This is a genomic window from Micromonospora halotolerans, from assembly GCF_032108445.1.
GTDB lineage: Bacteria > Actinomycetota > Actinomycetes > Mycobacteriales > Micromonosporaceae > Micromonospora > Micromonospora halotolerans.
Map to the genome: position 1 here is coordinate 5,509,384 of NZ_CP134876.1, position 21,337 is coordinate 5,530,720.

Here is a 21,337-nt window from a genome sequence, read left to right on the forward strand (position 1 = left end):
TCGCCGGATCCCGGGCCGGCGCCGCCGCCCGTACGCTGGCCCGGGCCGGCACGGGAGCGGGGGAGCGGCATGGGCGATCGGGCGCGGCTGGACCGGCGGAGCCTGCTCGCCGCCGCCGGTGGCCTCGTGGTCGCCGGGATCGGCGTGCCGGTCGGCCTGGCCGCCACCAGCGATTCGCCGCCCCCGGGGCGCGGACGGCGGCCGATCAGCATGGCCATGCACCTGCACGCCTCGTTCAGCGAGGGGATCGCCAGCTACGCCGCCCACCTCGACCAGGCCCGCCGCAACGCCGTCGACGTGCTCTGGTGGACCGACCACGACTTCCGCGTGGCCGCCCACGACCACCGCCGCACCGTCCACTTCGACGGCCCCGAGGAGCCGGAGGGCGGCCTGGCCTGGACCTGGACGGCGTCCACCGAGGGCGCGCTCACCGCGTCCGCCGCCGACTTCGTCGCCGCCCCCGCCGACGACCCCGGCCGGGCGCTGCGGCTCACCGCCGCCGGCGCCGGCACCCTCTGGTATGCCGGCAAGGCGTGGAACTGGACGCACACCGGGAACATCTCCGACACGACCCTGCACCTCGACGTGCTGCCCGAGGCCGCCGGCCCGGACGCCACGCTGATCGTCGAGATCGCGCTGTCCCACCACCCGGCCGGCGCCGGCCGCCCCGCCGGCCAGCTCGTGCTGCGGTACCGCCTCGGGTCGGCGGCCGAGACCCGGCACCGCGCCGACGGCCGGCACGGCACCGTCGACCTGCCCGCCCCGCCCGGCGCCTGGCGGCGGCACACCCTCGACCTGCTCGCCGATGTGCGGCGGCTCTGGCCGGACCTGGTCGCCGGGGACAACTCGCTGCGCGGGCTGCGCCTCGGGGTGCAGGTCGCGGCCGGTGCCCGCGGCGCGTACGTGGTCGACCGGCTGGTCTTCGACCGGGCCCGGCGGGCCGGACAGGCCGGCGAGGAACTGCGCACCGAGGTGCTGCGCGGCTACGCCGGGGCGTACCCGGAGGTCACCCACCACCGCGCGTACGAGGTGTCGATGGTCCGGCACCTCAACTGGTTCGGCGGCGACCAGACGCTGCCGAGCTTCCCGTCCCCGCCGTACCGGGACAACGACGCCGGGGCGACCGAGCGGATGGTCGAGTTCCTGCACGGCCACGGCGGGTTGGTCTGCTGGAACCACCCGCTCGACGTGGAACGGCGCGAGTCCCTGGCCCGGCTGCTGGTGGAGCGGTACGCACTGGGCGTCGACCTGATCGAGATCGGTCGGAATCCGGTCGACGACCACCTCTGGGCGTACGACGTGGCGGCCCGCAACGCGATCCCGCTCACCGCCGTCGGGGTGACCGACGACCACGACGGCACCGACTGGCGCGCCGGGCGGGACCGGCACGTCACGTACGTCTGGGCGGCCTCCACGGGCCGCGATGACCTGGTGGCGGCGCTGCGCGCCGGGCAGGCCTGGTTCACCGACCTGGCCCGCTACCGGGGCGCCCTCGACCTGGAGATCGGCGGCCGCAGCGCGATGGGCGCCGTGGTGACCACCGACGCCACCGACCTGACCGTGCGGCTGCGCGCCACCGACCTCCCGGCCGGCACGACCCTTGAGGTGGTCACCGGGCCGGTCGACCTGGCGGGCGTCGCAGACCCGACACCGGCGATCAGGACCGGACAGGTCCCGTGGCGGCAGTTCCGCCAGGGCTGGCACGACCTGCCGGTGGAGGTCGGCGCCGGAACGTATCTGCGCACCCAGGTCCGGGGGCGGGACGGCGTGATCATCGGGGCCGGCAACCCGGTCTGGCTGCTGCGTAAGGCCCCACCGCGCGGCATCCCTCCGGCCCGCCGCTTCTGACCCGACGTCGCCGAGCTTCGGGCGCGGTCTCAGATCTTGGCGAGTTTCCGTTCGTCGCTGACGCCAATTCGCCAAGATCTGCCGCCTGTGGTCGCCGAGGCCGACAGGCGTGAAGGGCGGCGGAGCGGGTAGGCGCGCGGCCGGGAGGCGGGCGCCTCCGGGATCGAGGGGGACCATGGCAGCCGCCGTCGTCGTCGTGCTGGTCATCGTCGTCGCGCTCGTGGTGCTCGTGGCGTCGCTGAGCATCCGGCTGGTGCAGCAGTACCAGCGCGGTGTGGTGTTCCGCTTCGGCCGGGTGCTGGAGCACATCCGGCAGCCCGGCTTCCAGGTCATCATCCCGGTGGCCGACCGGATGGTGCGGGTGAGCATGCAGACCACGGTGATCGGGGTCCCCGCGCAGGGCGTGATCACCCGGGACAACGTCACGCTCACCGTCGACGCGGTCGTCTACTACCGGGTGGTCGACCCGGTGAAGGCCCTGGTGAACGTCCGTGACTACCCGTCGGCGGTGCTGCAGGTCGCGCAGACCGCGCTGCGGTCGGTGATCGGCAAGGCGGACCTGGACACGCTGCTGCGCGACCGGGACCGGATCAACGCGGAGCTGAAGACGGTCATCGACGCGCCCACCGAGAAGCCGTGGGGCCTGCTCATCGAGCGGGTGGAGGTCAAGGACGTGGCGCTGCCGGAGGGGATGAAGCGGTCGATGTCCCGGCAGGCCGAGGCGGAGCGGGAACGCCGGGCCCGGGTGATCGCGGCGGACGGCGAGTTCCAGGCGTCGCGGCGGCTCGCCGACGCCTCGCGGGCGATGGCGAACACGCCGGGGGCGTACCAGCTGCGGCTGCTCCAGACCGTGGTGGACGTGGCGGCGGAGAAGAACAGCACCCTGGTCATGCCGTTCCCGGTGGAACTGCTGCGCTTCTTCGACCGGCTCGCCGGCGGGGGCACCGAGCAGGCCGCACCGGCCGGGCCGGGCGCGACGGAGCAGGCCGTACCGGGCCCGGCGGAGCAGGCGGGTCCGGCGCTCGGGCCGGTCACGGAGGGCGTCGCCGCGGCCGCCGCCGACGGGGAGGGGCGGCGGCCGGCGCCATGACGGTACTCCGTATATACCGATAGCCGGTATATGCTCGCCGGCATGACAGAGAGCCCCCTACGGGAACCGACGTTCCTGGTCCTCACCGCGCTGGCCGAGACACCCCGGCACGGCTACGCGGTCATCGAGGACGTGCTGCGCATCTCCGACGGGCGGGTCCGGTTGCGGGCCGGCACCCTCTACGCCGCCCTCGACCGGCTGCGCGCCGACGGCCTCATCGAGGTCGAGCGCGAGGAGGTCGTGCAGTCCCGGCTGCGCCGCTACTACCGACTCACCGCGCTGGGCGCGACCCGGCTCGCCGACGAGGTGGCCCGGCTGCGCCGCAACGCCGACACCGCGGGCCGCCGCCTGCGCGCCGCCGGCCTGCTGCCCGAGGGAGGGGTGGCGTGAGCGCCGCCGAGCTGGAGCGCCGCTACCGCCGGCTGCTCGCCGTCCACCCCTGGGAACACCGCCGGGTGTACGAGGAGGAGATGGTGGCCGTCCTCCTGGCCGGTGCCCGGCCCGGGCAGACCCGGCCGGGGCTGCGGGACACGGTCGACCTGATCGGCGCCGGCCTGCGGGCCCGGCTGCGGGTGGGCGCACGGGGGTTCACCGAGCCGGCCTGGGCCGACGCCGCCGCCGTCACCGGCGTCCTCGTGGCGCTGGTGCTCTGCGCCGCGGCCGGGCGCAGCCTGCTCGACCAGCTTCTGGTCGACCCGTCCCTGCCGCCACCGGTGCGCCCGGCCGGCCCCGACCTGGTCGACTGGCTGCGGGTGGCCGGCTGGGCGGCGGTGGCGGTGACCGCCCTGGCCGGGTTGCCCCGCGTGGCCGCCGGCCTGGCCTGGACCGGCGTCGCCGGGTGGCTCGTGCTGGTCGGGCCGGGGGTGACCGACCAGCCGACGTACGTGGTCGACACCCTGCCCCAGTTCGCCCTCGCCGTGGTGGCGGCCGCCGCGCTCACCGTGCCCGCCCCGGCCCGCCGGGCCGTCGCGGTCCTCGGCGTGCGCCGGCTCGTGGTGCTGGTGGCCGCCGGCCTCGCGGTGGTGTCGGTCCTGGCGGTCAGCCGGCTGGCCCGGCCACCCTTCCAGGTCGCCGCCGACAGCCGCCCCGTCTACGTCCTCTACGACCTGGAAGCCCGCAGCGAGCTGGTGATCTGGCTCTACGTCGCCGGGCTCGCCGCCGCGGCCCTGGCCGCCGTCGCCGCCCTGGCGACCCTGGACCGGCCGGTCCGCCGGCGGGTCGCCGTCCTGCTGGCGCCGGTCGCCGCGCTGGCCCTGGTCATCGACACCGCGCTGGCCGGCTGGGCGGTGTCCACCGTGCACATGGGACACGCCATCGCGCTGGTGCCGGCCCAGTGGCTCCTGCTGGTGCTGGTCCCGCCGGTCACCTTCCTGGCCGGGGTGCTGCTGGTGCGTCGGCGCGAGGAGACGCTGCGGATGGTGGCGCTGGGCCGGGCCGCCGACCGGGAACGTCCCGCCAGCTGAGCCGCCGTCGGTGGCCTCGCGCTCAGGCCGGGGCCACCGGCGTCCGCTCGCCCGCCTGCTCCGGCACGGCGGCCGTGGCGACCGGCCCCGGCAGGGTGAAGACGAACCGGGCGCCGTCGGCGTAAGCGTCGTCCAGCCGGAGCGTGCCGCCGTGGTACTCGACGATCTTCTTGCAGATGGCCAGCCCGATGCCGGTGCCGTCGTAGGTGCCCCGGGCGTGCAGCCGCTGGAAGATCAGGAAGATCTTGTCGGCGTACCGGGGGTCGATGCCGATGCCGTTGTCCGCCACGGCGAACTCACAGCCGGCGTCGTCCCCGGTGACCGCCACCCGGATCCGGGGCGCCCGGTCGGGGTGCCGGAACTTGACGGCGTTGCCGAGCAGGTTCTGCCAGAGCATGGTGAGCAGCGTCGGGTCGCCGTGCACCACGGGCAGCGGGTCCGCCACGATCTCGGCGCCGGCCTCGGCGATCCGGTCGGAGAGGTTCGACTCGGCCTGGGCGAGTACGGCGGCCAGGTCCACCTCCCGGTCCTCGCCGTAGACCCGGCCGATCCGGGAGAACGCCAGCAGGTCGTTGATCAGGCTCTGCATCCGGGTCGCCCCGTCCACCGCGTACCCGATGTACTGCCGGGCCCGGTCGTCGAGCTGGTCGGCGTAGCGGCGGTGCAGCATCTGGCAGAACGACGCGACCTTGCGCAGCGGCTCCTGGAGGTCGTGCGAGGCCACGTAGGCGAACTGCTCCAGGTCCTCGTTGGACCGGCGCAGCTCGGCCGCCTGCTGTTCGAGGGCGTCCCGGTGCCGGCGGCTGGTGTGCAGCGCGTCGACCATCCGCTGCCGCATGGTCTCCACGTCAGCGGTGAGCCGGGCGATGTCGGCCGGCCCCTCCGCGGTGAGGCGGTGCTCGAAGTCGCCGCCGGCCACCCGGCGCACCGAGGCGCCCAGCCGGTCCAGCGGGCTTAGCACCGTGGTGCGGACCAGCACCGAGATGACGATGCTGGACAGCAGCAGGGTGGCCAGGATCGCCACGAACAGGAGGTCGCGCAGCGCGCGGGCGTTGTCGAGGTCGGCCCGGCCGGCCGCCTGTTCCCGGTCCAGCCGGGCCTCCAGGCCGGTCAGCGCGGCCTGCGCGGCGTCGAACGCGACCCCGCCCTGCCGCACCACCGGCGCCAGCTCCGCCGCGCCCGCGCCGGCCCGCCGCGCGGCGATCAGCCGGGCCGGGTACTCGGCCCGCCAGCGTTCCGCGAGGGCCAGCGCGCCGTCCAGCTCACGGCGCGCGTCCGGCTCACCGGTGAGCAGGTCGCCGGCGCGCCGCGCGGTCGCGCGCTCGGCGGCCACCCCGTCCTCGTACCGGCGCAGCAGCTCCGGGTCGCCGGTCACCATGTACCCGCGGACCGCCGCCACCTGCTCCAGCAGGCCGCTCTCCAGCCGGCTCACCGCGGTGCGGGCCGGGGAGATGTGGTCGGCCAGCCGGTTGGAGACCGCGGCGGTGTGGGACAGGGCCGCCGCGCCGATCCCGCCGCCGGCGAGGACCAGCACCGTCATCCCGAGCATCATGACGCTCAGCCGCCGGCTCGTGGTCATCCCCGCCCGGCGTCCCTTGGTGACGGTCGTGGCCGCCGTCGCTGCGCTGCTCACGGCAGCACATTAACCGAGTCGCGCGGACGCGCTCAGTCGAGCAGCCCGCCCCCGGTGGGCAGCGGCAGCTCGGGCAGCGGCAGCCCGGACACCGACACCGACGGCAGCGGCAGCGGCAGCCGGGGCAGCGGCAGCAGGGGACTGCCGGCCGGGCTGGGCGGACGGCTCGACCCGGCCCTCGGCGTGCCGCCCGAGGTGGCGGGGGCCGGCCGGGGCGTACCGGTGACGGTGGGCCTCGGGACGGCGGTGGGCGCGGGGGTGTCCGGGGCCGTGGCGGGCGGCGCGCCGGTCGGCGGCGCGGTCGCCGCGCGGGCGGCCGCCAGGTCGCGGGCCAGCACGTCGAGAGCGGCGCCCAGCCGGGTGACCGCCGCCGGGTCCTCGACCCGGGCGAGGTCGCGGCGGCCCTGCGCGACCAGCGCCTCGGCGTCGTCGAGCCGGCCGGCGTCCAGGGCCGCGCGCGCCTTGTCGACGGTGTCCTCGATGCCGCGCACCTCGGCCTGCTGCGGGTGCAGCAGCCGCGTCAGCGACCAGAGCGGGCTGCCCGGTCCGGCGTCGCGGCTGCCGATGCCGACCCCCGAGACCAGGGCCAGCAGCGCCACGGCGGCGGCCGCCAGCCGCAGCGTCCAGGGGCGCGGGCGGCGGACCGGCCGTCGCGCGGGCGCCTCGCCGGCGGGTTCCGGCGCGCCGGGGCGGACCGCGGTGGCCGGCTCGTCGGCGAGTTCGGCTCGCCAGAGGGCGAGCACCCCGGCGAGCGCGTCGCCCTCGGGTGCGGCCTCGCCGCGGCCGAGCGCGTCGAGCAGCGCGTCGTCGCGCGCGATGGTCCCCAGGTCCATCGCGTCGTCGCCGTCGCCCGGCATCCGCCCGGTCATGCCGCCACCTCGTCCAGTGAGCCCCCGGCCAGGGTACGGAGCCGCGTCAGGGCCCGGGACTGGGCCATGCGGACCGCGGCCGCGGACATGCCCACGATGCCGCCGACCTCCTCGGCGGACAGTCCCGCCGCGACCCGCAGCAGGATGATCTCCCGCTGCACGTCGGGGAGCCGGTCGAGCAGCGCGGAGAGCCGCCGGGCCAGGTCGCTCGCCACGGCCTGCTGCTCGGGACCGGGGGCGGCGTCCGGCCGGTCGACGGGACTGTCGGTGGGGGTGACCGCGGCGTCGCGGACGGCCGAGCGCTGGGCGTCGGCCACCTTGTGCGCGGCGATGCCGTAGACGAACGCGGCGAACGGGACGCCCTGCTCGCGGTAGCGGGGGAGGGCGCGCAGCACGGCCACGCACACCTCCTGGGCCACGTCGTCGGCGGTGGTGTACGCCCCGCCCACCCGGCCCAGCCGCGCCCGGCAGTAGCGGACCAGCCCCGGCCGTACGCCGACGAGCAGCTCCTCGACCGCCGCCGGGTCGCCCGCGGCGGCCCGACGGACGAGCTCGGATTCGATCACTGTCGTCATGGCGTTCGTGGAACATCCTCATCGCCGGCCGGTTTCCGGCACGTTATCGACACCTCCGGGGTTTTGCATAGCTCGCCGGTCGTCCCCGAACCGTGACGGAAAGTAGTTGTTGCGTCCGGTCGACCCCGCCCGATGTCCCAGATGAGACACGAAGGGAGGGGAACGATGGGCGTCGAGGTCGCGGTACGCGGACTGACCAAGTCCTTCGGCGGGCACCCGGTCTGGTCGGACCTCACCCTGACCCTGCCCGCCGGGGAGATCTCCGTCCTGTTGGGACCCTCCGGCACGGGCAAGTCGGTGTTCCTCAAGACGCTGGTCGGTCTGCTGAGGCCCGACCGGGGCTCCGTCCTCATCGAGGGCCGGGACCTGCCGAAGCTCTCCGAACGCGAGCTGTACGAGGTGCGCAAGCTGTTCGGCGTGCTGTTCCAGGACGGCGCGCTGTTCGGCTCGATGACCATCTACGACAACGTGGCGTTCCCGCTGCGCGAGCACACCCGTCGCTCGGAGTCGGAGATCCGGGCCGTGGTCACCGAGAAGCTGGAGATGGTCGGCCTGGTGGGGGCCGAGCACAAGCTGCCCGGCGAGATCTCCGGCGGGATGCGCAAGCGGGCCGGGCTGGCCCGGGCGCTCGTCCTCGACCCCGAGATCATCCTCTTCGACGAGCCGGACTCCGGGCTGGACCCGGTGCGCACCGCCTACCTGAACCAGCTCATCGTCGACCTCAACCAGCGCACCGGGGCGACCTTCCTGATCGTCACCCACGACATCAACACCGCCCGGACCGTGCCGGACAACATCGGCCTGATCTACCACGGGCACCTGGCCATGTTCGGGCCGCGGGAGATGCTGCTGTCCAGCACCGAGCCGGTGGTCCGGCAGTTCCTCAACGCCCAGCGGATCGGCCCGATCGGCATGGCCGAGGAAAAGGACGCCGAGGAGCTCGCGGCCGAGGCGCAGGCCGGCGTGGAACTCCCGCCGCTGCCGCCGATCCCGCTGCAACTGCCCCCGTCGGACGGGCGGCCGCGCCGGGCCGAGCGCCCGCCGGGCCAGTGGTGCCGCGAGCACGGCGTCACCCCGCCGCCCGGGTCGTTCGAGGGCCGCTGGGCGGCCGACCCGAGCGAGGAGGTGGCCGTGTGAGCGTCCCCGCCGCCGCCGTCCGGAACACCGGCGAGTTCTTCGCGTTCTGCCTGGACACCCTGCGCGGGCTGGGCCGCCGGCCGGTGCAGGTCCGCGAGTTCGTGCAGCAGGCCTGGTTCATCAGCTCGGTGTCCATCCTGCCCGCCGCGCTGGTCGCCATCCCGTTCGGCGCGGTCATCGCGCTCCAGCTGGGCTCGCTGGTCCGCCAGCTCGGCGCGCAGTCGTTCACCGGCGCCGCCTCCGTGCTCGCCGTGGTCCGCGAGGCCGGGCCCATCGTCACCGCGCTCATCATCGCCGGCGCGGGCGGCTCGGCCATCTGCGCCGACCTCGGCGCCCGGAAGATCCGCGAGGAGCTGGACGCCATGCAGGTGCTCGGGATCGACCCGATCCACCGCCTCGTGGTGCCCCGGGTGCTCGCCTCGATGCTGGTCGCGGTGCTGCTCAACGGGCTGGTCAGCGTCGTCGGGGTGACCGGCGGGTACGCGTTCAACGTGGTGCTCCAGGGCGGTACGCCCGGGGCGTACCTGGCCAGCTTCCAGGCCCTCGGCCAGCTGCCCGACCTGCTGGTCGGCGAGATCAAGGCGCTGCTGTTCGGTGCCGCCGCCGCGCTGGTCGCCAGCCACCAGGGGATGACCGCCAAGGGCGGGCCGAAGGGCGTCGGCGACGCGGTCAACCGCAGCGTGGTGATCACCTTCATGCTGCTGTTCGCGCTGAACTTCGTGGTCACGGCCGTGTACTTCCAGGTCGTCCCGCAGAAGGGGAGCTGACGTGACGGTCCTGCGGTATCTCGACGACCTGGGCGGGCAGCTCGCCTTCCACCTGCGCGCCCTGGCCTGGGCGCCGCGCACCCTGCGCCGCTACCGGCGCGAGGTGGTCCGGCTGCTGGCCGAGGTCAGCTTCGGCACCGGCGCGCTCGCCGTGCTCGGCGGCACCGTCGGCGTCATCTGCTTCCTCACCTTCTTCACCGGCACCGAGGTCGGGCTCCAGGGCTACCAGGCGCTCGACCAGATCGGCAGCAGCGCCTTCACGGGCTTCGTCTCGGCGTACTTCAACACCCGCGAGATCTCGCCGCTGGTCGCCGCGCTGGCGCTGTCGGCCACCGTCGGCTGCGGCTTCACGGCCCAGCTGGGCGCCATGCGGATCTCCGAGGAGGTCGACGCGCTGGAGGTGATGGGCGTGCCCTCGCTGCCGTTCCTGGTCACCACCCGCATGATCGCCGGCTTCGTCGCCGTCATCCCGCTGTACGTGGTCGGCCTGCTCGCCAGCTACCTGGCCACCCGCACCATCGCGGTCGGCTACTTCGGACAGTCCGCCGGCACCTACGACTACTACTTCCACCTGTTCCTGCCACCCGAGGACGTGCTCTGGTCCTTCGGCAAGGTGCTGGTGTTCAGCGTGATCGTGGTGCTCGTGCACTGCTGGTACGGCTACACCGCCCAGGGCGGACCGGCCGCGGTCGGGGTCGCCGTCGGCCGTGCCGTGCGGACCGCGATCGTCGCGGTCAACGTCGTCGACTTCTTCCTGTCCCTGGCCATCTGGGGCGCCACGACCACCGTCCGGATCGCGGGGTGACCATGCGACACCGTCTTCTCGGCCTCGTCTTCGTCGCCCTGCTCACCGCGGCGCTGACCGCCGCCGTGCTCCAGTACCGCGGGGCGTTCACCCCGGTCGACCGGGTCACCCTCCGCGCCGACCGCGCCGGCCTGCACCTCCTGGAAGGCGCCGACGTGAAGGTACGCGGGGTGGTGGTCGGCGCCGTCCGCTCGGTGCGCAGCGACGGCCACGGCGCGGCGATCGGGTTGGCCCTCGACCCGGCCACCACCGGCCGGATCCCCGCCGACGTGACGGCCCGGCTGCTGCCCAAGACCCTCTTCGGCGAGCGGTACGTGGAACTCGTTCCGCCGCCGGGCAGCACCGCCGGGCCGATCCGCGACGGCGCGGTCATCACCCAGGACCGCAGCCGCACGGCCGTCGAGCTGGAACGGGTGCTCGACGAGGCGCTGCCGCTGCTCCAGTCCGTCCGCCCCGACCAGCTCGCCACGACCCTCGGCGCGATCACCACCGCCCTGGAGGGTCGCGGCGACCGGCTCGGCGCGAACCTGGCCCGGCTCGGCGCGTACCTGCGGCAGGTCAACCCGCAGCTGCCGACCCTCACCGAGGACCTGCGCCAGCTCGCCACGGTGCTGGACAGCTACGACGCGGCGCTGCCCGACCTGCTCGCCCTGCTGCGCGACGTGACCGTCACCGCCCGCACCATCGGCGACCAGCGCGACCAGCTCGCCGCGTTCCTCGCCGACACGACCGACACGGCCGACACCGCCCGCGGCTTCCTGGACCGGCACGGCGACCAGCTCATCCGGCTCGGCCAGGTCAGCCGCCCGGTGCTCGAACTGCTGGCCGCCTACGCGCCGGAGTACCCGTGCCTGGTGCACGGGCTGGTCGACCTGCAACCGCGGGTCGAGGAGGTCTTCGACGGCGGCCGCATGCACATCACCCTGGAGGTGACCCGCGACGGCGGCCCGTACGAGCGGGGCCGCGACGAGCCCGTCTACGCCGCCCACGACGGCCCGGACTGCCGCGGCCTGCCGAAGCCCAAGGTGCCCGCGCCGGAGGTGGCCGTCGCCGACGGCTACGACTACGGCGCCACCCGTACCCCGAAGCCCCTGCCCGTGGGTGTGCCGGCCGGCGGGGCGCCCGCGGCGCCGGCCTCCCCGGAGATGGGCCGGGCCGGCACCGGCGAGGAGCGGGCCCTCGTGAAGCCGCTCGTCGGCGGGCTCACCGGGACACCACCCGCCGAGGTGCCCGACATCGCGATGCTGCTGTGGGGCCCGCTGCTGCGTGGCGCGGTGGTGACCTCCCGATGACCGGGAAGACGACCCCCGCGCTGGTCAAGCTGCTGGTGTTCGCGGCGATCACGCTGCTGGCCACCGGGCTGCTCGCGCAGACCCTCGGCGCGTTCCCGCCCGACGGCACCACCTACCGGGCCCGGTTCACCGACGTGACCGGCCTGCTGGCCGGCGACGACGTGCGGATCGCCGGCGTACGGGTGGGCAAGGTGGCCGACATCCGGGTGGTCGACGACACGACCGCCGAGGTGGCCTTCACCGTCGACCGGACGGTGCCGGTGGCCGTCGGCGTCCGCGCCGCCGTCCGCTACCGCAACCTCGTCGGCCAGCGCTACCTGGCGCTGACCGAGGGCCCCGGCGACCCCCGCCCGCTGCGCCCCGACGGCCTCATCCCGCTCAGCCAGACCACGCCCGCGCTCGACCTGACCGTGCTGTTCAACGGCTTCCGGCCGCTGTTCACCGCGCTCGACCCCGCCGAGGTCAACAAGCTGGCGTACGAGATCGTCCAGGTGCTCCAGGGCGAGGGCGGCACGGTGGCCAGCCTGTTGCGGCGTACCGCCTCGCTGACCAGCACCCTCGCCGACCGGGACGCGGTGATCGGCCGGGTGGTCACCAACCTCAACCAGGTGCTGGGCACCCTGGCCGGCCACGACCGGGAGCTGGACCAGAGCGTCACCCAGCTCCAGCAGTTCGTCTCCGGGCTCTCCGCCGACCGCACCGCCATCGGCGAGGCGCTGGTCAGCCTCGGCGAGCTGACCGACACCACCGCCGGGCTGCTGCGCCAGACCCGTCCGCCGCTCGCCGCCGACGTCCGCGCCCTCGACGAGCTGGCCGGCACGCTGAACCGCAACTCCGCGGTCATCGACGCCACCCTGGGCCGGCTGCCGCAGCGCTACGAGTCGCTGACCCGGGTCGCCTCCTACGGCTCCTGGTTCAACTTCTACCTCTGCGACTTCGACGGCCGGCTCGCCGTCGACGGCCACGCGCCGCTCACCGTGCCCGGCGTCGACGCCACCGCCGCCCGCTGCGCCACCGGAGGTGCCCGGTGAGACCGTTCCGCGAACGCAACCCGGTGATCGTCGGCGCGGTCGGGCTGACCGTGCTCGTCGCCGCCCTGCTCGGCGCGTTCCAGCTCGACCGGATCGCCGCGCTCACCGGCCGGTCGTACGCGGCCGCGTTCCACGACGCCAGCGGCCTGTCCACCGGCAACGAGGTGCGGGTGGCCGGGGTGCGGGTCGGGGTGGTCACCGCCGTGGAACTCGCCCGCGAGCCGCGGCCGTACGTGCGGGTCGGGTTCCGGGTCGACGACGACGGCGTGCGCCTCGGCCGGGACACCGGCGCGACCATCCGGATCAAGACGATGCTCGGGCAGAAGTACCTGGCCCTCGCCCCGGCCGGTCCCGGGAAGCTGCCCGAGCGCGGGCAGATCCCGCTGGACCGCACGGCCGCCCCGTTCGACGTGGTGCAGGCCGTCACCGGCCTCGCCGACACCCTCGACAAGGTCGACACCGACCAGCTCGCCCGCGCGTTCACCACCCTGTCGGAGACCTTCGCCGACACCCCGTCCAGCGTGCACACCTCGTTGACCGGGCTGTCCCGGCTGTCCCGCACTGTCTCCTCCCGCGACGCGGAGCTGCGCACCCTGCTGTCCCGGGCGCGCGGTGTCACAGGCGTGCTCGCCGAACGGGACGAGGAGTTCCGCAAGCTGGTCACCGACGGGGAGAAGCTGCTCACCGAGGTCAGCCGGCGCCGGGACGCCATCCACCAGCTCCTGGTCGGCACCGACCAGCTCGCCACCCAGCTCTCCGGGCTGGTCGCCGACAACCGCACCCGGCTGCAGCCCGCGCTGCGCAAGCTGCGCGAGGTGGTCGCCGTGCTGCAACGCAACCGCGACGACCTGGAGCAGACCATCCGCCGGATGGGCCCGTTCGTCACCGCGTTCGCCAACGTCGTCGGCAACGGGCGCTGGTTCGACTCGTACGTGGACGGACTGCTCCAGCCGTACCTGCCCGCCGCCACCGGAGGTCGCTGATGCCCGGTCGGATCCAGCGCTGGCGGCGACCGCTCGCCGCGGCCACCGTGCTGCTCACCGCCGTCGCCGTCGGGACGGCCGTGTGGCGCCACCAACCACCCGACCGGCGGGTGGTCGCCTACTTCACCCGCGCGGTCGGCGTCTACGCCGGCTCCGACGTGCGGATCCTCGGCGTCCGCGTCGGCGAGGTGGAGAAGGTGGTCCCGCAGGGGCGGGTGGTCCGGGTCGAGATGCGCTACGACCCGGAGCTGCGGCTGCCGGCCGGCGCGCAGGCGCTCATCGTCCCGCCCAGCGTGGTCAGCGACCGGTACGTGCAGCTCACCCCCGCGTACACCGGCGGCGCCGAACTGGGCGACGGCGCCCAGATCCCGGTCGACCGGACCGCCGCGCCCATGGAGATCGACGACATCTACGCCGCGCTCGACGAGTTCAACCGGACCCTCGGCCCGAACGGCGCCAACGCCGACGGCGCCCTGTCCGACCTGGTCGCCACGGGCCGGGCCAACCTGGACGGCAACGGCGCCGACCTGCACGACACCCTCGACGGTGCCTCCCGCGCGCTGAGCACCCTGTCCGCCGGGCGCGGCGACCTCTTCGGCACGGTGGCCAACCTGCAACGCTTCACCACCACCCTGGCCCGCAGCGACCAGCAGGTACGCCGCTTCCAGCAGCAGCTCGCCGACGTCGCGGAGCAGCTCGCCGGGGAGAAGGAGGAGCTGGCCCGGGCGCTGCGCAACCTGGCCGCCGCGCTCGACGACGTGACCACCTTCGTGCGGCAGAACCGGACCGCTCTGACCTCGAACGTCACCGCGCTGGCCGACATCACGAAGGTTCTGGTCAACCAGCAGCGGGCGGTCATCCAGATCCTCGACGTGGCGCCGCTCGCCATCGGCAACCTCAACCTCGCCTACAACCCCCGCTCCGGCACCCTGGACACCCGGGACAACCCGCTCGGCCCGTACGACCCGGCCACCTTCGCCTGCTCCCTGATGGTCGACCAGCTTCCCGTCGCCCAGGTGCCGGCGATCTGCACCAAGCTCGCGCAGACCCTGCGCCAGCGCGGGCTGCCCCTCACCGACCAGCTGCGCAAGCTGCTCAAGCTGCCGCCCGGCGCCCCGGCGGGAGGCGGGTCCTCACCGGGATCCATCAGCTCCCCCGGTGCGCCGACCGCCGACGAGGCGCCGGGCGGCCCCTCCATCCCGAGCGACCCCACGCTCGGCGGCATCCTGCGGGGCCCGGCGTGAGCGCCTGGCCGGCCCGCGCGCGGGCGGCGGCCCGGCTGCTGGCCGGCGCGCTGGCCGTGGCCCTGCTGCCCGCCGGGTGCGGTCTGCCCGAGGTGGCCGACCTGCCGCTGCCCGGCGGGCGTCCGACCGGACCCGGCTACACGGTCACCGCGGAGTTCACCGACGTGCTGGACCTGGTGCCCCGGGCCGCCGTCAAGGTCGACGACGTCACCGTCGGCAGCGTCGAGAAGATCTCGCTGGACGGCTGGCACGCCCGGGTCCGGCTGCGCGTCGACCGGGCGGTGCGGCTGCCGGCGAACGCCACCGCCGCCGTCCGGCAGAGCAGCCTGCTCGGCGAGAAGTACGTGGCCCTGGCCCCGCCACCGGCCGAGCCGGCCCGGGGCGACCTCGCCGACGGCGACCTCATCCCGCTGTCCCGGACCACCCGCGGCGCCGAGGTGGAGGAGGTCCTCGCTGCCCTGGGCCTGCTGCTCAACGGCGGCGGCCTGGCCCAGCTGCGCACCATCAACGCCGAGCTGAACCGGGCCCTCGCCGGCCGCGAACCGGCGCTGCGGGACACCCTCACCCAGCTGGACACCTTCCTCGGCGGGCTGGACCGGCAGAAGGCCGACATCGTCCGCGCGATCGACGCCCTCGACCGGCTCAGCGGCCGGCTGGCCCGGCAGCGGCAGGTCGTCGGCGACGCCCTGGACTCCCTGGCCCCGGGCCTGACCGTCCTGGCCCGGCAACGGGCCCAGCTCACCGGCGCGCTCACCGCGCTGGGCCGGCTCGGCACCGTGGGCACCCGGGTGGTGGAGCGCAGCCGAGCGGACACCGTGGCCGCCGTGACGTCCCTGCAACCGATCCTGGAGCAGCTCGCCCGGGCCGGTGACGACCTGCCCAAGTCGCTGGACTTCATGCTCTCGTACCCGTTCCCGCCGAACGTGAGCGGCGCGATCGTCGGCGATTTCGTCAACCTGTCGATCACGGCCGACCTGGACGCCGCCACCATCCTGGCCAACCTGGTGGCCGCCGCGCCCGCGCCGGCGCCGCGGACCGCGCGGCCGGCGACCCCGAACGCGCCCCGGCCGCCCGCCGCCGGAGGCGACGGCCCGAATCGGCCCGGCACCAGGCCCGGCGGCGGCGTCCTGCCCGATCTGCCCGACCTGCCGCTGCTCAAGTGCCTGCCGGACCTGAAGGACTTCCCGGCCATCTTCACGCCGCCGAAGGAGTGCGACCTGCCGGAGGGCTGCAAGCTGCTCAAACCCGGCTCCACCGTGCCGCTCGGCGGGCTGCTGCTGCCCAAGGGCCTTGTGCCGCCCGGCACCGCGTTCCCCGCCGGCACCGAACTGCCCGACGGCACCGTGCTCACCAAGGAGTGCGTGCTCCCGCTGACCGGCGCCGTCACCGGCCAGATCGGCGACCTGACCGACGTGCTCGGGGGAGGGCTGATCCCGTGATCGGACGCACCGTGAAGCTCCAGGTGCTCGCCTTCGTGCTGGTGAGCATCCTCGGCGTCGGCTACGTCGGCGTCCGCTACGTCGGCCTCGGCGACCGGCTGCTGCACGCCGGCTACGTCGTCCACGTCGACCTGGCCCGCGCCGGAGGGCTGTTCGCCAACGCCCCGGTCACCTACCGCGGCGTGCCCGTCGGCCGGGTCACCGCGGTGGCCCTGCGCGGCGACGGGGTCCGCGCCGACCTGCGCCTCGACCGGGACGTCCGGGTCCCCGACGCGCTGCGCGCCGTGGTCGCCCAGCGCTCCGCCGTCGGCGAGCAGTACCTCGACCTGCGGCCCGAGCGCGACGGCGGGCCGTACCTGGCCGACGGGGCGGTCATCCCGGCCGACCGGACCGGCCTCCCGCTGGCCCCGGAGACCCTGCTGACCAACCTGGACGCGCTGGTCCGCTCGGTCGACCCGGACGATCTGACCGTGCTCGTCACCGAGCTGGGCACCGCGTTCGAGGGCAACGAGCAGGCCCTGGCCCGGATCCTCGACGCCGGGGACGCCCTGCTCACCGAGGCGGACCGGCGGCTGCCCGAGACGCTCGCGCTGATCCGCGACGCCCGGACCGTGCTGACCACCCAGGCCGAGTCCACCGAGGCGCTGCGCCGCTGGTCGGCCGGGCTGGCCCAGCTCGCCGCCACGGTCCGCTCCGCCGACCCGGACCTGCGGCGGCTGCTTGCCGGCGGACCGCCCGCCGGCACCGAGCTGCGGGCGCTGCTGCGCGGCCTGGAACCCGACGTCGGCGTGCTGCTCGGCAACCTGGTCACCGTCAACGGGATCGCCGCCCGGCGGCTGCCCGGCATCGAGCAACTGCTGGTGGTGTACCCGATCGCGGTGGCCGGCGGCTACACCGTCACCCCCGGCGACGGCACCGCCCACCTCGGCCTGGTGGTCAACCTAAGCAACCCGCCGTCCTGCGTCTACCGCGGGGGCGCCACCGCCTGCGACGCCGCCGAGCGCGCCGCCGGGGCGAGCGTGCGCGGCGCCGGGAACGCGCCCCGGCCCTCCGGCGCCGACCCCGCGCCACCGCCCGAGGCCGACGGGGGTGGCGACCCCGGGTACGACCCCGCCACCGGCCTGGTGCTCGGCGCCGACGGCCGCCCGTTGCAGTTCGGCGGCACCGGCGGCCAGTACCGCACCGCCGGGGCCCAGTCCTGGAAACAGCTGTTGCTCGCCGGGGTGACCCCGTGACCGACGTACCCGAGGAGGTGGCGGTGCCCAGCCGCAGGAACACCACGTTGAAGGTCATCAAGGGCGCGAAGGCGGGCGGCCCGACCGTGCCGCGCCGCCGCCTGGTCAACCGGGCGGTCCCCACTTCCGACGAGCCGATCGAGCGGGTGCTGGAACGGCTCGACCGGGAACCGGTCGAGGACCCCATCGAGGCCGGGGACCTCACCGTCGTCGGCGACCCGGCCGAGGTCGAGGACCTGCCCGAGCCCGACCCGGAGCCCGCCGAGCCGGACGCCGACGCCGAGCCGGCCGACACCGCCCCGCCCCGGCGGCGCCGGGCGCTCGTCGCGCTGCTCGTGCTGCTGCTGGCCGCGGCCGTGGCCGGCGCCGGCGTGCAGGGCCACCGCTGGTACGTCGACCGGGCCACCGACCAGGCCCGCCGGGAGGCCGTAGCCGCCGCCCGGCAGGCCGCGGTCAACTTCGTCTCGGTCAGCGCCGCCAGCGTCGACCGGGACCTGAGCCGGATCACCGCCGGCGCCACCGGGGACTTCAAGGACGAGTTCACCCGCGGCCAGGCCCAGGTCCGCGCCGCCGTCGTGGAGAACAAGGTCCAGTCCCAGGGGACCGTGCTGCGCGCCGGGCTCGTCTCCGGCGACCGGCGGCACGCGGTCGTGCTGGTGGCGGTCGACGCCACCGTCCGCAACGTCAAGTCGCCCGACGGGCGGCCGTCGCACTACCGGATCCAGCTCGACCTGGTCCGGGACCGGGACTCGGGGGACTGGCTCGTGACCAAGCTCCAGTTCGTCGGATGACCGACAGGAGGAGACCGATGCGCCTACCGACCGTCCTGCGTCGACCCCGGCCGCGGCCCGTGCCGCTGCTCGTCGTCGCGCTGTTGCTGGCCGCCGCCGTGGCGGTGGCCGGCTGGACCGCCGACCGCCGCGCCGACCAGCGCGACCAGGCTGTACGCCAGGCCCTGGCCACCGCCCCGGCCGCCGCCAAGGCCCTCTTCTCCTACGACTACCGCACCTTCGACGACAGCGTCGCCAACGGCCGCACCTTCGCCACCGGCGCGTTCGCCGACGAGTACGCGCAGACCACCACGGCGCTCAAGGCGACCGCCGCGAAGCAGCAGGCCGTGGTGCTCGCCGAGGTGTCCGCCACCGGCGTGGTCGACGCCCGGCCGGACCGGGTGGAGCTGCTGCTCTACCTCAACCAGTACCGGCGCAACGTCACCACGGCGGGGGAGAAGGTCGACCAGAACCGGGTGGTGCTCACCCTGGTCCCGGTGCATGGCGAGTGGAAGGTCGTCCAAGCCACCGCCATCTGACCGCGGCGGAGGCCGGCGGGGCGGTAGGGCAATTGGGAGCCGGCGGTTGACGGCCGAGAGGCCCGACACTAGCGTCAGGACTCGTAGGAAAGCCCTTTCCCGCAGGGAGGTGGCCATGACCGGACTGGCGCGCCGGGCTGGTTCCAGCCGGCATCAGCCCACCGGAAGCGAGCCCCGTCCCGTGCGCGAGGACACCCCACCGGTGACAGCGCCCGGCGATCGATCGGCGCCCCTCGGACCGCTTCCCGGCGGGGTCGGCGTCTCCCGGCTCCGCGTCTACGACACGGCGGCCCCGGACGGCGAGGTCGGCGGCACGCCGCACCTGCACCTGTGCTGCGCGGAGGCGTACGTGGTGACGGCCGGTTCGGGACGTGTGCAGACCCTCGCGCTCTCCGGGTACCGGGAGACGCCGCTGCGCCCCGGTGCCGTCGTCTGGTTCCCGCCGGGCACGATCCACCGGCTGGTCAACGACGGCGGCCTGGAGATCATCGTTCTCATGCAGAACAGTGGCCTGCCGGAGGCGGGCGACGCGGTGCTGACTCTCCCGCCGGAATTGCTGACCGATCCGGCGACGTACGCGGCCGCCGTGGCGCTGCCCGGCGGGGGCGCGCCCGGTACCGACCCGGCCGCCGCCTACGGCCGGCGTGACCTCGCCGTACGCGGCTTCGAGCGGCTACGGGCCACAGTGGTGGCCGGCGACCTCACCCCGCTGCGCGAGTTCCACGCCGCGGCGGTCCGCCTCGTCCAACCACATCTGGACAGCTGGCGGCAGCGATGGCGCGATGGCGCCGCGCGGGCCGTCGATGAGACCCGACTGCAGCTTGACGCGCTCGCCCGCGGCGAGGCGCCGCACTTCGCCGAGGCGGAGGTTCACCGGATCGCCGAGCCGCACGACCGTGGCCGGCTCGGCATGTGCGGCCTGCTCGACACCTATCCGGTGAGCTGACGCCGACCGGTGCGCGGATGTCCCAGCCAGATGCCGACGACCCAAAGAGGAGGGGATCCGCATGACGTGGCGATCCCGCCACACGTTCCTGTCCACCATGCTCGCAGCCGTCCTGACGATGACCGCGCTGGCCGCGCCGCCGGCCGTGGCTGCGAGCCCGGACGATTCGCGACCCGAGCAGGGACGGTACTACACCGGTGACTTCAAGATCAGCCTCAATCTCTACAGCTTCAACATCAACATGCAGGCGTGGCTGAAGAATCGGAAGACCGCCCCACCGATCGACACGCTGCAGGCGATCAGGTTCGCGAAGGAGGCCGGCTTCGACGCGGTCGACGTCACCTCCTACTACATCCCGGGGTTCGACTTCTACGAGATGCCCACCAAGCCGCGCGACGAGATCATGGACTACGCCCGGCAGATCAGGTCGCTCTGCGAGGAACTGGACATCGACATCAGCGGCACCGGCGCATCGAACGACTTCGCCAGCGCCGATCCGGCCCGCCGGGCCCTCGACCTCGAGCGGGTCAAGTTCTGGATCGACGTCGCCGCGGAGATGGGCGCACCTGTCATGCGCGTGTTCTCCGGCGTCGTCCCCGAGGACATCGACCAACTGGGCTGGGCCGGTGTCGCACAGCAGCGGGTCGTGCCTGCCCTTCAGGAACTGGCCGACTACGGCGCCGCGCGAGGGGTCGACCTCGGCCTGCAGAACCACGGTGACATGACCGCGACCGCCGAACAGACCATCCAGATCATGCAGTGGGTGAATCGGCCGAACATCGGAATCATCGACGACACCGGCTACTTCCGTCCGTTCGGCAGCGCCACGGGGCTGGACTACGACTGGTACGGCGACATCGCCAAGGTGCTGCCGCACACCAACAACTTCCAACTGAAGAAGAAGCCGGCCGGGGCGGAGACCGACGAGCTCATGGACCTGGAGCGCGTCTTCACGGACCTCCGGCTGAGCAGCTACCGCGGCTACGTTCCGCTGGAACTGCTGTGGGTGAAGGGGGAACCAGGCTATCCACGAGACCTCGACGAGCCGCCGTTCGCGCAGATCGAGGAGTTCTTCGCTCAGGTCAAGGACGCGATGCACGCCACACAGGATCCACCGTTCGACGGGATCCGTACCGAGCTCGACGTGCTCCGGCAATCGGGGGACCTGCAGCAGCCTGCCTACGCGTTGCTGACAAACACGACTCGACAGGCGGAGCACCAGTTCACGTCCGGGCACTCCAGCCAGTCGATCAGGTCACTGGAGGACTTCCTCCGGCGTCTCGACTCGGCAGCCTCGCGTGGTCAGGCCACCCCGACCGCCCGACAGCAGCTGGCTCACCGCGTGACCGCCCTGCACGACTCGTTCGTCGACGTGTTCTCCTGATCGCGTCGTCGAGGACGGTGCACGGCGAGTGGAAGGTCGTCCAGGCGACCGCCATCTGACCGGCGCGCTTGCCGGCGTCTGCTAGCAGTGGCGGTGTGTCCGTTCTCGACCATCCGCCCGCCGGCCCGCCCGGCCCACGCACGACCGACCCCGGAACCGGCCCGCACCCCGGTTCCGGGGTCGCCGTCCGGCGCGGGGAAGCAGCCGTTGCGCCGATGGACTCCTGCGCCGGCGCGACCAGAATGACCAGCGAGGCGGAGGCCGACACCCGCCCCTGGAACGCCGTG

General features: G+C 74.4%; 20 protein-coding genes. 17 read left to right on the forward strand and 3 right to left on the reverse strand.

Annotated features, from left to right (window positions below; translation table 11 throughout):
- Positions 1 to 69 precede the first annotated feature (69 nt).
- The 4 genes from RMN56_RS25905 to RMN56_RS25920 all read left to right on the forward strand — a co-directional run bounded on the left by RMN56_RS25905 (position 70) and on the right by RMN56_RS25920 (position 4,401).
- Complete coding sequence (locus tag RMN56_RS25905) at positions 70 to 1,848, forward strand: hypothetical protein (RefSeq protein ID WP_313720202.1); 1,779 nt, start codon at positions 70 to 72, stop codon at positions 1,846 to 1,848.
- A gap of 175 nt (positions 1,849 to 2,023) precedes the next feature.
- Entirely contained in the window at positions 2,024 to 2,938 is a 915-nt protein-coding gene (locus tag RMN56_RS25910) for an SPFH domain-containing protein (RefSeq protein ID WP_313720204.1), read from the forward strand.
- A 42-nt stretch (positions 2,939 to 2,980) separates the two neighbouring features.
- Positions 2,981 to 3,328, forward strand: a complete 348-nt coding sequence (locus RMN56_RS25915; RefSeq protein WP_313720206.1) for a PadR family transcriptional regulator — start codon at positions 2,981 to 2,983, stop codon at positions 3,326 to 3,328.
- Entirely contained in the window at positions 3,325 to 4,401 is a 1,077-nt protein-coding gene (locus tag RMN56_RS25920; protein ID WP_313720208.1) for a hypothetical protein, read from the forward strand. The genes RMN56_RS25915 and RMN56_RS25920 overlap by 4 nt, the downstream gene beginning before the upstream one ends.
- Before the next feature lie 22 nt (positions 4,402 to 4,423).
- On the opposite strand, the gene RMN56_RS25925 is transcribed toward RMN56_RS25920, so the two are convergent.
- From RMN56_RS25925 to shbA, 3 genes are read right to left on the reverse strand one after another with little or no spacing between them, the layout of a single operon-like run.
- Entirely contained in the window at positions 4,424 to 6,034 is a 1,611-nt protein-coding gene (locus RMN56_RS25925; protein ID WP_313720210.1) for a sensor histidine kinase, read from the reverse strand.
- 32 nt (positions 6,035 to 6,066) lie between these two features.
- Positions 6,067 to 6,903, reverse strand: a complete 837-nt coding sequence (locus RMN56_RS25930) for an anti-sigma-D factor RsdA (RefSeq protein WP_313720212.1) — start codon at positions 6,901 to 6,903, stop codon at positions 6,067 to 6,069.
- Positions 6,900 to 7,478, reverse strand: coding sequence for an RNA polymerase sigma factor ShbA (shbA, locus tag RMN56_RS25935; RefSeq protein WP_262281841.1), 579 nt, complete (start codon positions 7,476 to 7,478; stop codon positions 6,900 to 6,902). Before shbA ends, RMN56_RS25930 begins: the two co-directional genes overlap by 4 nt.
- 165 nt (positions 7,479 to 7,643) lie before the next feature.
- On the opposite strand from shbA, the gene RMN56_RS25940 reads away from it, so the two are divergent.
- From RMN56_RS25940 to RMN56_RS26000, 13 genes are all read left to right on the forward strand, one after another.
- Entirely contained in the window at positions 7,644 to 8,615 is a 972-nt protein-coding gene (locus RMN56_RS25940) for an ABC transporter ATP-binding protein (protein ID WP_313720213.1), read from the forward strand.
- Entirely contained in the window at positions 8,612 to 9,382 is a 771-nt protein-coding gene (locus RMN56_RS25945) for an MlaE family ABC transporter permease (RefSeq protein ID WP_313720214.1), read from the forward strand. Before RMN56_RS25940 ends, RMN56_RS25945 begins: the two co-directional genes overlap by 4 nt.
- Before the next feature lies 1 nt (position 9,383).
- Entirely contained in the window at positions 9,384 to 10,187 is an 804-nt protein-coding gene (locus RMN56_RS25950) for an MlaE family ABC transporter permease (RefSeq protein WP_446685805.1), read from the forward strand.
- A gap of 2 nt (positions 10,188 to 10,189) precedes the next feature.
- Positions 10,190 to 11,479, forward strand: coding sequence for an MCE family protein (locus RMN56_RS25955; protein WP_313720216.1), 1,290 nt, complete (start codon positions 10,190 to 10,192; stop codon positions 11,477 to 11,479).
- The gene (locus RMN56_RS25960; protein ID WP_313720218.1) at positions 11,476 to 12,510 is read left to right on the forward strand and encodes an MCE family protein; all 1,035 of its coding nucleotides are present in this window, start codon (positions 11,476 to 11,478) and stop codon (positions 12,508 to 12,510) included. The genes RMN56_RS25955 and RMN56_RS25960 overlap by 4 nt, the downstream gene beginning before the upstream one ends.
- Positions 12,507 to 13,493 carry an MCE family protein gene (locus RMN56_RS25965; protein WP_313720220.1) on the forward strand — a complete coding sequence of 329 codons (987 nt, stop codon included), beginning with the start codon at positions 12,507 to 12,509 and terminating at the stop codon, positions 13,491 to 13,493. The genes RMN56_RS25960 and RMN56_RS25965 overlap by 4 nt, the downstream gene beginning before the upstream one ends.
- Positions 13,493 to 14,737 carry an MCE family protein gene (locus tag RMN56_RS25970; RefSeq protein WP_313720222.1) on the forward strand — a complete coding sequence of 415 codons (1,245 nt, stop codon included), beginning with the start codon at positions 13,493 to 13,495 and terminating at the stop codon, positions 14,735 to 14,737. Before RMN56_RS25965 ends, RMN56_RS25970 begins: the two co-directional genes overlap by 1 nt.
- A complete protein-coding gene (locus RMN56_RS25975; protein ID WP_313720224.1) occupies positions 14,734 to 16,176 on the forward strand; it encodes an MCE family protein in 1,443 nt (480 codons plus the stop codon). The genes RMN56_RS25970 and RMN56_RS25975 overlap by 4 nt, the downstream gene beginning before the upstream one ends.
- Positions 16,173 to 17,411, forward strand: a complete 1,239-nt coding sequence (locus tag RMN56_RS25980) for an MCE family protein (protein ID WP_313720226.1) — start codon at positions 16,173 to 16,175, stop codon at positions 17,409 to 17,411. The genes RMN56_RS25975 and RMN56_RS25980 overlap by 4 nt, the downstream gene beginning before the upstream one ends.
- Positions 17,408 to 18,202, forward strand: a complete 795-nt coding sequence (locus RMN56_RS25985; protein ID WP_313720228.1) for an Rv1363c family protein — start codon at positions 17,408 to 17,410, stop codon at positions 18,200 to 18,202. The genes RMN56_RS25980 and RMN56_RS25985 overlap by 4 nt, the downstream gene beginning before the upstream one ends.
- A 17-nt stretch (positions 18,203 to 18,219) precedes the next feature.
- Positions 18,220 to 18,720, forward strand: coding sequence for a hypothetical protein (locus tag RMN56_RS25990; RefSeq protein WP_313720230.1), 501 nt, complete (start codon positions 18,220 to 18,222; stop codon positions 18,718 to 18,720).
- Between the two features lie 115 nt (positions 18,721 to 18,835).
- Entirely contained in the window at positions 18,836 to 19,666 is an 831-nt protein-coding gene (locus RMN56_RS25995; RefSeq protein WP_313720231.1) for a cupin domain-containing protein, read from the forward strand.
- Between the two features lie 61 nt (positions 19,667 to 19,727).
- Positions 19,728 to 21,050 carry a sugar phosphate isomerase/epimerase family protein gene (locus tag RMN56_RS26000; RefSeq protein WP_313720232.1) on the forward strand — a complete coding sequence of 441 codons (1,323 nt, stop codon included), beginning with the start codon at positions 19,728 to 19,730 and terminating at the stop codon, positions 21,048 to 21,050.
- Positions 21,051 to 21,337: the final 287 nt, after the last annotated feature.